Origin of the sequence: Ruegeria sp. ANG10, assembly GCF_040705255.1 — a bacterium.
Classification (GTDB): domain Bacteria; phylum Pseudomonadota; class Alphaproteobacteria; order Rhodobacterales; family Rhodobacteraceae; genus Ruegeria.
This window is the reverse complement of the sequence record NZ_JBFCVU010000013.1, coordinates 43,682-56,430: the sequence shown is the minus strand read 5'-3', so window position 1 is coordinate 56,430 and position 12,749 is coordinate 43,682. Positions and strand designations below refer to the sequence as shown.

The 12,749-nt window shown below is 57.7% G+C and carries 12 protein-coding genes; 2 read left to right on the top strand and 10 right to left on the bottom strand.

The window, feature by feature from the left end:
* Position 1: 1 nt before the first annotated feature.
* Genes AB1A64_RS20460 through AB1A64_RS20440 form a run of 5 tightly spaced genes read right to left on the bottom strand, consistent with a single transcriptional unit; the run spans position 2 to position 4,872 of the window.
* The gene (locus tag AB1A64_RS20460) at positions 2-352 is read right to left on the bottom strand and encodes a hypothetical protein (RefSeq protein WP_366553717.1); all 351 of its coding nucleotides are present in this window, start codon (positions 350-352) and stop codon (positions 2-4) included.
* A complete protein-coding gene (locus AB1A64_RS20455) occupies positions 349-2,283 on the bottom strand; it encodes an ATP-binding protein (protein ID WP_366553715.1) in 1,935 nt (644 codons plus the stop codon). Before AB1A64_RS20455 ends, AB1A64_RS20460 begins: the two co-directional genes overlap by 4 nt.
* A 56-nt stretch (positions 2,284-2,339) precedes the next feature.
* On the bottom strand, positions 2,340-3,461 hold the full coding sequence (locus AB1A64_RS20450; protein WP_366553713.1) for a hypothetical protein: 1,122 nt from the start codon (positions 3,459-3,461) through the stop codon (positions 2,340-2,342).
* Positions 3,461-3,775, bottom strand: a complete 315-nt coding sequence (locus tag AB1A64_RS20445; RefSeq protein ID WP_366553711.1) for a hypothetical protein — start codon at positions 3,773-3,775, stop codon at positions 3,461-3,463. The genes AB1A64_RS20450 and AB1A64_RS20445 overlap by 1 nt, the downstream gene beginning before the upstream one ends.
* Before the next feature lie 14 nt (positions 3,776-3,789).
* Positions 3,790-4,872 carry a hypothetical protein gene (locus tag AB1A64_RS20440; protein WP_366553709.1) on the bottom strand — a complete coding sequence of 361 codons (1,083 nt, stop codon included), beginning with the start codon at positions 4,870-4,872 and terminating at the stop codon, positions 3,790-3,792.
* Between the two features lie 249 nt (positions 4,873-5,121).
* On the opposite strand from AB1A64_RS20440, the gene AB1A64_RS20435 reads away from it, so the two are divergent.
* Positions 5,122-6,597, top strand: a complete 1,476-nt coding sequence (locus tag AB1A64_RS20435; protein WP_366553707.1) for an NAD-dependent succinate-semialdehyde dehydrogenase — start codon at positions 5,122-5,124, stop codon at positions 6,595-6,597.
* A 397-nt stretch (positions 6,598-6,994) separates the two neighbouring features.
* Positions 6,995-7,861 carry an alpha/beta hydrolase gene (locus tag AB1A64_RS20430; protein WP_366553705.1) on the top strand — a complete coding sequence of 289 codons (867 nt, stop codon included), beginning with the start codon at positions 6,995-6,997 and terminating at the stop codon, positions 7,859-7,861.
* Between the two features lie 135 nt (positions 7,862-7,996).
* On the opposite strand, the gene AB1A64_RS20425 is transcribed toward AB1A64_RS20430, so the two are convergent.
* From AB1A64_RS20425 to glcE, 5 genes are all read right to left on the bottom strand, one after another.
* Entirely contained in the window at positions 7,997-8,464 is a 468-nt protein-coding gene (locus AB1A64_RS20425) for an Hsp20 family protein (protein WP_366553703.1), read from the bottom strand.
* Positions 8,465-8,586: 122 nt separating this feature from the next.
* Entirely contained in the window at positions 8,587-9,402 is an 816-nt protein-coding gene (locus AB1A64_RS20420; RefSeq protein ID WP_366553701.1) for a trypsin-like serine protease, read from the bottom strand.
* The gene (locus AB1A64_RS20415; protein ID WP_366553699.1) at positions 9,399-10,190 is read right to left on the bottom strand and encodes a trypsin-like serine protease; all 792 of its coding nucleotides are present in this window, start codon (positions 10,188-10,190) and stop codon (positions 9,399-9,401) included. The genes AB1A64_RS20420 and AB1A64_RS20415 overlap by 4 nt, the downstream gene beginning before the upstream one ends.
* A gap of 118 nt (positions 10,191-10,308) precedes the next feature.
* The gene (gene glcF / locus AB1A64_RS20410) at positions 10,309-11,625 is read right to left on the bottom strand and encodes a glycolate oxidase subunit GlcF (RefSeq protein ID WP_366553697.1); all 1,317 of its coding nucleotides are present in this window, start codon (positions 11,623-11,625) and stop codon (positions 10,309-10,311) included.
* Between the two features lie 4 nt (positions 11,626-11,629).
* Positions 11,630-12,730 (bottom strand): glycolate oxidase subunit GlcE, encoded by a 1,101-nt coding sequence (gene glcE, locus AB1A64_RS20405; protein WP_366553695.1) that lies wholly within the window; start codon positions 12,728-12,730, stop codon positions 11,630-11,632.
* Positions 12,731-12,749: the final 19 nt, after the last annotated feature.

Sequence of the window (12,749 nt, the reverse complement as noted above, 5' to 3'; positions counted from 1 at the left end):
TCTAAGGCTCCCAGATTCTGCGCAATCCGAAGGAAAGCACGCAAGGAAGCAAAGAAAAGGGTGCGAGCAACAACAGCCATCCGGGGTTAATGATAAATAAAAAAAACTGTACGAGGATTGTTTTCCCGGCTGCTTCAAAGAAATCTCCACCACCGAAAACGTGGTGAAACCCAATAACTATTGCAGGAACAACGAACATGCTAACCACAAAAGAACACAACAAAGCATCAAACAGTCGGTGGTTCTTCTCAGGATAAAATCCCGCTTCCTCGGTGGCCTCGATTGGCGTGCCATGGCGCCAACCGATCAAAACGGAAGCTATTGCCGCCAAGCTAAACAAAAGGAGCATCATTCTCCCCTCCCCTCCAGATACCGCCGTTTGGCCTCTTCCATCCGAGCCATCTCACGCACCGCGTCTTCGATGGCGACCTCGTCGCTCTTGTCGGCATAGCGGAACTCACTGTCGGCGTAGCGGTTGATCTCTTGCATCACCATTTCCACCGTGATCGGCTGGCGCAGGTCCTCGATCATCGCCTTTTTGGTGTCGTAGTCGCAGAACAGGAACAGGTCAGGGTTTTCCATCCATTCGTCGGGCAGTTCGAAATCCATCGCGCGGACCTTGACCGCGTCGGTGATGTTCTTGATCGCGCGGCCAGTAAAGCGTTCGTCCGCCTGTTGGATCGCCTTGAGGTAGGTGCCCAGCTTGGCGATTGTGTCCATTTGGCCGATATCGCTGGACACCCGATCATAAACCTGCAGCAGCGCTTCCTCATGCGGGCGGGAATGACTTTCGAAACTGGCGGCGACGGCCTTTTTGATTTCCTGTGCAGCATAAGCTTCGTGTTCGCCCAGCGGGATGTCGTGGTTGCGGCCCATCAGCAGGTGCAGGATGTCGATGTAATCCTCACGCGTCTGCGGCCCGTCCACGAGGAACCGCGCACCTGCCCGTTGGCGTAGAGCGTCATCCACATTCTCAGGGTAGTTCGAGAACATGCCAAAGGTGCAGTTGCCGCGCACGACCGTGTTGGCACCCGCAAAGCTCTCCATCAGCACGGCGGTGATTTCCAGCTGACCGGCTGACGACTGCCGGTCGCCGCGTTTGCCCGCCAGCTGATCGATATCGTCGATGGTGCCAAAGCCGATGACCGAAGGGTCGATGATCGTGTTAATAAAGGCTTTGGCATTCTGGCCGGATTTGCCCTGATAGCTGTCGATATTGTCGGTGCTCAGGTTCTGATAGCGGAACGGATAGCCCGCGTTCTGGCAATAGTCGTTGATCAGCCCGGCCATCATCTGGATCAGAGTGGTTTTACCGGTGCCCGGCTTGCCGTCACCCATGAAGGTAAAGATGAACCCGCCGAGTTCCGCAAACGGGTTCAGGCGGCGGTCGAAATCATAGGCCATCACCATCTTGGCCAGCTTCATCGCCTGATATTTGGCGATGTGGTTGCCGACCACCTCGTTCGGTTTCTTGAACGTCATGGTCAGCGTTGTGGATTTGGCTTTTGAAGCCGGTTCGAACCCGCGGATCGTCAGGTCGTCTGCCTCAATATGCCAGGCGGCATTTTGGAACGGGATCAGATGACCAGCGGATTTGGAACGCAGGGCGGCTTTTTCCATCAACTGTTCAGCATAGGCGCTGGTGGCCGCGATCAGGTGTGCGTCGTCGGGGGCGTGTTTGGCCAGGGTCTGATCCAGTTCCCACAGCGCGCCGTGTAGGGCAAGTTGACCGTTGTCGGTCAAGACCTCTTCGATCTCACCAATATCAGCAGTGGTTTCGCCCAGATGCGAGGACATCAGATAAGCCAAAGCATTGCCGAAGGTATGCGAGGTGATCAGAGCCTCAGCCGTCAGCAATTCCGAGAACTCGGTCTTGCGCGCGGCGGGCAGATCGCCCGCAAGGTTCGCGCGTTTCAGGTCTGCCAAAGGTGTCTGTTCGGAATAGGCTTCACTCACCGCCAGAGCAATGGCTATTGCACGGCGGATTGCCTGCTGCGTCGTGGCCTGCGGTGGCGAGACCAGCGCATCGCCATCATCCGAAGCTTCGATCTGTTCAACCAGATGCACCCCATCCGCGCGCGCAGTGCGGCGTGTCACCAGACCAGGGGTCGTGGACCGAAACCGCCGCCCCGTGGACACACCCGGTGAACGCTCGACCGCCGCATCAACCGCCTTCGCAATCCGCGGCGCGTGTTCAAACCCATTCAGCAAGGCGGTCGCCGCCGGATAATGTTTGCGAATATCCGCCTCGCGCAATTCCATCTGATCAGACGTCAAACTCATCTCAAAACCGCCCTTGCTTCATCTTTTCAAAAATACTCTCGCCGAAGGCGAAATCCTCAATATCTCAACACCTGCCCGGCCTTGCTGACGACGAACTTGCGCACGTCGGCAAAGCCCGGCGGGTTGCGCTCGGCCAGCACCTGAAACGGGCGTTGGGGCAGAATGATCGACCGCTGGGTGCGCGTGGCACCGGTCTCGGCCCCCTGCCCGCCGAACGGGTCCAAAGCGAACACCTCACGCTCGACGGTGGAAAACCACCCGGCGCGTTCTTCGATCACGTCTTCGCTTTCCAACTCTTCCGTTGTCCACGCCAGCGCCCAGTCCTGACCTTCCGGCGCCTGTGCGTCTTCCAGCACCTGCCGCAGTGGCCCGGATTGCTCAGTATAGGCCGAGGAATACATCGGACCCACGTGGATGCGGCGCAGGTGTTTGGGGTGCAGGTCGTCGAAATCCTGATCGAAGCCTTTGGCGATGGTCACCAGTTTCAACCCGCCCAAGGACTGCGCCATCAGATGCGCCTGTACTTCGGGCCAGCGACGTTGATCTTTGGGCAGGGCGGTTTTGCCGCTGTCCTCAAGCTGCATTAGATAGATGACCGGCAGGTTGATCTGGCTGTCATAGACCGCCCAGTGGATCATAAACTTGCGCCGCTCGCCCTCATTGCCGATCCAGAGGCATTCGGGATCGTTGCGGGCCCAGAACAGCTGACCCTTCAGCAATTCCTCGTAATAGAGCCTTTGGGACAGCGCGAATTGCAGCTTGGTCGGGATTTCCTGATCACCGATGATAGTACGAACCATGTCAGTTTTCAGGTCGTCTTCCGAGGGCATATTCGCCAGATGCACCTGCGCCTGCTGCGCGTCGTTGGCCATGGTAAGCAGCTCGGCCGCCACCGGAAACCCACTGTCACGCTTATCCATGGCGAGGCTGCCAAAGAACCGCCCCGTATCGCGCCCGACCAGCAGGTATTTCATGCTGAGCGCGCGGAAAGTGTAGAGCAGCCCCGAGAGGTAACGCGACACGATCCGCACTTCTTGCTTGCTGATCGCGCCCTCAGCCTCCATCGTCGCCGCCACGCGCAGAAGGTGGACGGTGATCACCTCGAATTTGCGGAAATAGCGGCGCGAGGCGAAGGTGTCGGTCAGGCCGACATGGTCTTGGGTGGGGTTAGTGTTCATCAGTCTCCACCATCGCCGCCGCCGTCGCCATCTCCATCCCCGTCTCCAGAGTGAAAACCGTCAGCTTCGTTATAAAACGCAATTTCCGCCGAGACGGGGTCTTCCTGCTTGTAGATATGATACACTGCATATCCGACACCAAAAAACACAACAAATCCTACCAGGGCGAAGAACGGTAAGCCCGTAATCACGGCGAGTACAAGACCTATGCCGATGGCAAACCATCGCATAAACATTGCTCTTTCCACCCAATCTGGCAGGTCGATATCTTTGCGTGACAATCCCGAAGGGGAGTGTTTTCCGCTGTATTGCATTGAGAGGGTGTCCTTCAGGACCCACCATACAAATTCTTATCATGCTTCTCGACAATCGAGGCAAACCGACGGGCAAAGCGTTCGTCTGCCTTGGCCTTTTTCTCCAGCACATCGCGGGCAAAGACCATGTGGTCCTCATGCGCCTCAAGCATGTCAGCCATCTTCTGGTTGGTCGCGGTGCCGATGGCTGCCATGGCGGTCTGCGCCTCTTGGTCGGTCTGCACGCCGATCTCGTTGATGCGGTGGGCCACGTCCTGCTGCTGCGCGGTTTTCAGCGATTTGGTCAGGGCGTCATACAGGACCACGCGCTGCTGGGTGTCTGTCTGCAGCTTGTTGATCAGCACCATCTGCGTTGCCGCCTGGTTTTGCAGTGAATCAACCCAGGTTTTGCCCTTTTCGATGTAACGCTCCAGAGTCTGGGATTTGGCCAGCTTGACCTGCTCTTCCTGAACCTTGGCGTTGTATTGCTTGTTCAGCTCTGCCAGTTCGGTTTCCAGCTGGGTACGCGCGGCGGCGTCCTGTTCGACGCTGATCTTGTTTTCCAGAGTGATAATCGTCGGGTCCATGCCCTGAATTTCGGCGCGCAGAGCCTCCAGTTCAGCCACGGTCGCCTCACGGTCATCCAGCGTGCCAGTCAGGTTTTCTTCGACCTTCACGCGCTGTTCTTCCAGCACGGACAGTTGCCCTTGCAGCAATTGCACAATCACGTCGGACTTGGCGATCAGATCCTGCAGCTTGTCATCGATATTTGCAGTGCGCATCCGTTCCTGCCGCATCGATTCCGATTTGCCCTTGGCGAAGATGCCGACAAATGATTCCCACCCGGTTTTCGAGCGCATCTCGTCAAAGTCTTTGGAAAACGCGTTGGTCACATCGTCCAGACCCATGATCAGCTCAGCGATATTGGCGTTCATCACCTCGGTATGGGCATGCACGTCTTCAAGCGTTGCATTTTCGATGTCGATATCCGCCTCGGTGGTGCCGATCTTGGCACGGGCAGCTTCGATACGTGATGTCAGCCCCTCAATCTGTGATTGGCTTTCACGGACTTTCGCCTGAGTCTCTTCTATCAAGGCATCAAATTGGTGGTTCGACATCTCTGCTATCCCTTTTTTCTTTATTTACCCAATAAGATAGGGAATGTTACGGGTGTTTACATCCCCCTGGGTCCAAAATTCCTCCAGACTTTGACAAACTCAGCCTGAAAAAGATAGGCGTGAAGCACAGCCTTGAACTGAAGGTTATTTGATCAAATCTGGATTGACCCGCTGGCGATAGTGGACATAGACATTCCGGACCCCACCTGATTGGGTGCGTTGAACCCATTTTCTGCCGGAGGCTGACCCATGCTGGACGCGACAACCGATCTGAAATCCCTTCTGAAAAACCCTGACCTGCTGGTGACCAAAGCCTATATTGGCGGTCAGTGGGTGGATGGCGACAATGGCACCCTTGCGGTGACCAATCCGGCCCGCGGCGACGTGGTGGCCGAGGTTGCCGATGTCAGCCGGGCGCAGGTGGCAGGCGCCATCGCGCAGGCCGAGGCAGCGCAAAAAGAATGGGCCAAGCTGACCGGCAAAGAACGCGCTGCAATCCTGCGCCGCTGGTTCGACTTGATGATGGAAAACGCCGAGGATCTGGGCAAGATCCTGACCGCCGAGCAAGGTAAACCGCTGGCCGAGGCCGTGGGTGAAATTGCCTATGGTGCCTCGTTCATCGAATTCTTCGGCGAAGAGGCCAAGCGTGTTTACGGCGAAACCATTCCCGGCCATCAGCGCGACAAGCGGATCACGGTGCTGAAACAGCCCATCGGTGTGGCGGCTTCGATCACCCCGTGGAATTTCCCCAACGCGATGATCACACGCAAGGCGGCCCCGGCGCTGGCAGCAGGATGCGCCTTTGTGGCCCGTCCGGCCACGGAAACCCCATTGTCGGCGCTGGTGCTGGCGCTGCTGGCGGAACAGGCGGGCGTGCCTGCAGGCGTGTTCAACGTCGTGCCCTCGTCCCAGGCCAGCGAGATCGGCAAGGAATTCTGCGAAAATCCCGGCGTGCGAAAGCTGACCTTTACAGGCTCGACCGAGGTGGGGCGCATCCTGCTGCGTCAGGCCGCTGATCAGGTCATGAAATGCTCGATGGAGCTGGGCGGTAATGCACCCTTCATCGTGTTCGACGACGCCGATCTGGATGCAGCTGTCGAAGGCGCGATGATGTGCAAGTTCCGCAACAACGGCCAGACCTGTGTCTGCGCCAACCGCATCTATGTGCAGGCCGGTGTATATGACGAATTCGCTGCCAAGCTGAAAGCCGCAACCGAGGCCCTGCAAGTCGGCGACGGCCTGAATCAGGGCATCACCACCGGCCCGCTGATCAGTGACGAGGCCGTCGCCAAGGTGCGCGAACACATCGCCGATGCCACGGAAAAAGGCGGCGTTATCCTGACCGGCGGCCTGCCGCATGATCTGGGCGGCACCTTCTTTCAGCCCACCATCGTCACCGGCGTGACGCAGGACATGAAGGTCGCGCAAGAGGAAACCTTTGGCCCGCTCGCGCCCCTGTTCAAATTCGAGGACGTAGATGATGTGATCGCCATGGCCAATGACACGATCTTTGGTCTGGCCTCGTATTTCTATGCCAAGGACCTGAGCCGCGTCTACAAAGTGGCCGAGGCGCTGGAGTACGGCATCGTGGGCGTGAACACCGGCATCATCTCGACCGAGCTGGGCCCGTTCGGCGGCGTCAAACAATCCGGCCTGGGTCGCGAAGGCAGCCATCACGGCATGGAAGACTATCTTGAGATGAAATACATCTGCATGTCGGTCTAACCCAAACGGGTCTTAGTTTGGATGCGCTTGCCACAAAAGCGCATCCAAAGCATCGCCATACTTCAATGGGCGCCGCCGGATCCTAACGCAAAGCGCTGCCCGGCCTGACCTCGGGCGAGGCGTTTGTGGCGACCGGCAATGTCGCCTCGGGGCCACTCTGTTCTGGTTGATTGAGCCAATAACCGAGGGAACCGACTTTCAACTTTTACGTAGGGTTGGTCGCGCGTAATTTTTCGTGATTTTTTAGTTGGCCTTGAGCCCAATTTGACAACTGCATTTCATTATGCGGACCAACAGTTATGGTACCTCAAAGTGAGAACGCTCTTACCCTTGGGTCAAATTTCGTCAGCAGCCTAATAACTCACTGCTCAATGTATTTTCGTTTTAGGAGAACAACTTGACCGAACATATAACTCTCAGAGATGGTAGAACGCTCGCATTCAGCATTTACGGCGATCCAAAGGGAACTCCGGTGATTTTTAGCCATGGGTTTTCCGACTCTCACGTCATTCGTCAACCCGACGACAACCTGACTGCTTCGCTTGGAGTGCGATGGATTGCAGCGGACCAGCCCGGTGTCGGAGGGTCGAGTCCGAAGAAGGATCGGAAAATGGTCGATTGGGGGGCTGATATGAAGGATCTGGCTGACCATCTTGGCCTTGATACCTTCAACGTGGCTGGCCATTCCGGCGGCGGCCCCCACGCTTTGGCGGTGGCATTTCACATGCCGGACCGTGTGCGCAAGGTTGCGCTCGCGTCTCCGGTGGCGCCATTCGATGAGCCTGGCGTTACCAAAATGCTGGTACTGAAGGATCTGAAGACCATCGCGAAACTGCGCCATCTGACTGTATTGATCCGCTGGGCAGAGCGTATGGGCGCGAAAAGTGCTTTGAAAGACATCCCTTCATATGTGGAATCTGTCGTTGATCAAATGCCTAACGAAGCCAAGACAATGCTCCGCAATCCAGAGCAGCAGGCCTTGTTCGAAGAGAACTTTCGTCTCGGTTATCAACAAACCGAGGAAGGCGTTTTTGAAATGACGATGGCTCTTTGGGACTGGGGATTTTCGCCAAAGGCGATCCGGCAGCCAGTGGAGATGTTTTATGGTACTGCGGACGACATCATCTCACCGGAAATGCCACGACACCTATGTTCTGAAATTCCAAACTGCACGGCGCATGAGTGGCCGGGCGCAGGGCATTATGGGTTTGTGGATCGCGAGCGGTGGACCGAATTTGTCGGTGCGGTCGCCAGTCTATCTTAGCAAGCCAAAGGTACATTGTTCGCCTAGCGAGCACTTGATGGCCTAAAAACAACGCCCCGCGTCTGGAGGAACGCGGGGCGCATGGTGCGACGATCCAGAGAGGAGGAGATCGCCGCGGCGTGACGGTTAACCGCTTTAGTTCACGGCTTTGGCGTCGACTACATCCTTTTCAATGGCATTGGCCGAAGCAATCTCGATCCGGCGCGGTTTCAGGGCCTCGGGCACCTCGCGTTTCAGGTCGATGTTCAGCATGCCGTTTTCGTGGTTGGCGCCGGTGACGCGCACGTGGTCGGCCAGCGCAAAGCGGCGCTCGAACGCGCGGGTGGCGATACCACGGTGCAGGTAGCTGCGCTCTTTATCTTCGGCGGCTTTCTTACCGGCGACGATCAGCGCGTTTTCCTTCACTTCGACCGACAGGTCTTCTTCGGAAAAACCGGCGACAGCAACCGAGATGCGATAGGTGTCGGCATCGGTTTTTTCGATGTTGTAGGGCGGATAGCTGGGCTGAGCCACATCATTGGTCAGAACGCGGTCCATCATGTCTGCGATCTGGTCGAAACCAATGGTGGCGCGGTGCAGCGGTGCAAAATCAAAAGTACGCATATTTCATATCCTCATGTCTGAGCGATCTACGATTTGCCCTCCGTTCGGACGGGCGTTTGAGTATCTCAGGCCCCGTTCACGGCGACCCGGTACAATTCACATGGGGAGCATTTTGAACGAGTTCAAGACCCGTCGGATGAGATGAATTTGGCACCGGAACTGGACTTGTCGGACCCCACCTGCAACCGGCGAATCTTGGCCTTGGGCTGAGGTGCATCACGGCGCAGGTCAGCTTTCAATTCAGAAACGATCCCAGACAGTTCCATGCCATACCCAACCTTGCGCCGACCATCAAAACCACCCGCGGATACAACCGACAGAATCTGCCAGCGCGGTCCTTTTTTCGCCAGAATGGCCGACCCAGACGACCCAAAGGTCACGTCACAGTCAAAGCTGATCAGCCCGCGACCGCGTTGAAGGATACTGCACGAACGCTGGCGCGTAATCGCCTCGGATCGGCCTTGCCCGTAGGATGCAACGCTGATCTCGTTGCCGTTGATCCGCCCCTCGTACAGCGCAAACGGATCGGCGACACCATGCGGAACCGGTGCATCCAGGCGCATCAGCGCTACGTCGATGCGAACTCGCGGCGCCGAGACCGGCGCATTGGCCACAAAATCCGGATGGGTAGCGATCTGGATGACTTTATGGTCGGCCAGAGAGTTACCGTTGCTCAATCCGGCACGGAACGTCACTTCTCCGGGTTTATAGGGCCGGCCGGTGGCCTTATCCAACGCACAATGGGCCGCCGTCAAAACCAGATCCCGCGCAATCAGCGTGCCGGTGCAAAAGCCCTTATTGCCGATATCCAGACGGCCCACCGCCTCCCAGCCATAAAGGTCGCCACGATCCGTCAACTTGCGTTTTCCGGTTTGCGCATGGGATGCGGTCGACAAGACAGACAGGCATAACAATGTGCCCAGCAGAATTCGTATCATGGCTTGATGAACCTCGCGCCGATGTTTCGTTTGGATGTCCCGTCAGGGGTCGCAGCCAGAAAGCCGCGCCCAGCCGACAGTTCAGCTTGCAACAGATGCAGCGACCCTTCGACCGGGGTACCGACGGCAACGCGCTGGCCGTTCAACTCGGCCTTGGCGGCCACCACGGACACGATACGGGGGCGGTCGCCCTCAAAGGAAAAGACCGGTGCCCCGGATGAGCCGAACTCGACATCGCAGGACATTACCAGAACTTCTGACCGGCGGGTCATGACCGAGCAGACTTCTTGCAGTGCCGGGGCTTCGGCCCGGTCCTGCCCGTATGAGACAACGCCCACCTCTTCCCCACGACGCGGGCGATCGCCGGTTTCAAACGGGATCACAGTGGTGTTGCGAATGGGTTGCCACAGCTCGATCAGCGCAATGTCATTGCGCAACCGTGCAGTCGAGGTTTCATTGTCATAGCGATAGTCCGGATGCACCACCGCCTGCCGCGCCGCGCGATAGGCGGACGCGCGGCCCAGACGCCACGCGGCCAAAAACTCGACCCCGGACAGATCGATCCGCTGACCGGTTGTTTTATCGTACAGGCAATGCGCGGCGGTCAGCACCAAAGTTGGCGAGATCAGTGTACCCGTGCAAAACCCCGATCCGTTTATATCCAGACGGCCAACGGCCATCCACGCCCGCCCGGCATCGGTGGTGTCCAGGCTTTTTAGCCCACTGTCCTGCGCCGCGGCCGCTATCGGCATCAATGCCAGCGCTAAAGCCCTGATCCAGTTTTGCAAGCGGTTCTCCGGCGTTGATGTTGGATCACCTTCCTACGGTCGTGGTGGGGCGAAAATAGGGCAGCCGTGCCGGGTCTGGTTTCGTCTGAAAACTGATGCCCCGCTGCATCAGCCAGGCTTATCTGAGGATCGGAATCTGTGCCCCATCACCAGGTTGCAAGGCCCGTGGTTTGGGGCCGCCGGTGGCCCAGTCCAACAATTCAACCGTGTGCAAAACAGGAATATCTGTGCCCGAGCCGATTTGCATCATGCAACCGATATTGCCCGCCGCGATCAAGTCAGGTTTCTTCGCCTCAAGCGTTTTCACTTTGCGCTTCTTCAACTGGCCCGAGATTTCCGGCTGCATCAGGTTATACGTACCGGCGCTGCCACAGCACAAATGGCTGTCAGTAGGCTCTAATACAGTGAATCCCGCCTTTTTCAATAAAGTCTTGGGATGGGTTTTGATCTGTTGCCCATGCTGCAGCGAGCAGGCCGCGTGATAGGCAACGGTCAAGTTCTGGTTCGTACCCTCGGGAAGGTCCAGCTGCATCAACAATTCGCTGATATCCACCGCGATATCTGCCACCCGCGCGGCGTCTTCGGCCAGAGGGTCATTGCGGAACATATGCCCGTAATCCTTGACCGTCGTGCCGCAGCCCGAGGTGTTGATGACGATGGCGTCCAGTCCACCGCCATCCATCTCGGCCGTCCAGGCCTTGATATTGGCTTGGGCCGCTTTGTGACTGTCGCGGGTCTTGCCCATGTGATGGGTCAGCGCGCCACAGCACCCGGCCCCTTCGGCCACCACCACCTCACACCCCAGTCGGGTCAGCAGGCGGATGGTCGCGTCGTTTATATCGGTGTTCAGCGCCTTTTGCGCACAGCCCGTCATCAAGGCCACGCGCTTTTTGCGCGGCCCCTCGGACACAAAGCTTTGCGGGTCGTCATTGCGGCTGACCGGAGGGATATGCTTGGGCGCCATCTCTAACATCGCCCGCAACCGTGCATCTGGCATGAGGAAGCGAAACGGGCGGCCCAGTTTCGCTCCAAGCAGCGCGCAGCGGAACCGTGTCGGGTAGGGCAGAATTTGCGCCAGTATCCAGCGCAGCGCACGATCACTGAAAGGGCGCTTGTAGTTCTGTTCGATATAGTCCCGCGCGTGATCCACCAGATGCATGTAATGCACGCCGGACGGGCAGGTTGTCATACAAGCCAAGCAGGACAGACAGCGATCGATATGCCGAACAGTTTTTTCATCCGGCACACGCTCATTCTCGAGCATGTCCTTGATAAGGTAGATACGTCCGCGCGGGCTGTCGAGTTCATCGCCCAGCACCTGATAGGTGGGGCAGGTCGCGGTGCAGAACCCGCAATGCACACAGCTGCGCAGAATTTCATTCGCGCGCTGGGTTGCCGGGTCCTTTAGTTGCTCTTCGGTAAATGTCGTCTGCATCGGCTTATCCCATTAGGTCCGGATTGAAGAGACCGCGTGGATCGAAACGCTGCTTTAACCCCTGTGTTAGAGACTTAACTCCGGCAGGTTCAGGCTGAAATTGGCCCAACGTTTCTATTGTGTCTGCCATAGCCCGAACAAGTGTTGCGTGGCCGTCAAATGCGCCCAAACGTGCGCGCAGATCGGCTCCCTGTGAGACCCGTGCCCAGATCAGACCCCCGCCCCAATCGAACAAAAACTGGTCCGCTGCCAGACGCATCGAAACATCGGGCGCGTCGCTTGGCTTGACCGAAATCCGCCAGACGTCGCCGTCTTGACCCTGAAACGGCTTAACATCACGCAGGCCTTGCCACAGGTCCGCAGGATCCGAGATTTCAGTGACCTCACCAAATCCGGTCAATACGGACCTCAGCTGGCCGACGCGATAGGACACCGAGTCAGAAAACCCCTCGATCCGCAAAAAGGTGCGCCCATCTTGAGGGTCATACGCGGCCCCGTTGACCTCAAATGGAGATTTCAGCGCTGCGGACATGGCTTGTACCGCGTCTTCAGCATCCGCCACCTGTACAGCCAAGGTCGCAGAGGATTCGGGCTTTGGCAGCACTTTCAGCGACACTTCGGTCAAAATCCCCAACGTGCCCCAGGACCCTGCCATCAGCTTGACCAGATCGTATCCGGTGACGTTTTTCATCACCCGACCGCCATTCTTGATCACTTGCCCGTTGCCATCGACATAGCGCACACCCAGCAGGAAGTCCCGGCAAGCCCCGGCCTGAATACGCCGCGGACCCGAGATATTGGCCGCCACGACGCCGCCGATGGTGGGCTCTCCATCCGTGCCCAGCAGGCCACGATGATCCATAGGCTCAAACGGCAATTGCTGGCCTTCTGCCTCCAGAGCGGCCTCAATTTCGGCCAAGGGTGTACCGGCCTGCGCCACAAGGGTCAGCGCGCCGGGTTCATACAGGGTTATGCCGCTTAGACCCGTGGTGTGAATGGTTGCGTCTGGCCCGCCAATACCACGGGTGCCACCACCGGCAATACGCACCGGATGGCTCAGCCCGGCCACCATCTCGGCCAGTTCGGTTTCCGTCTTGGATTTCATCGTATTTCTTCTGTGTTAG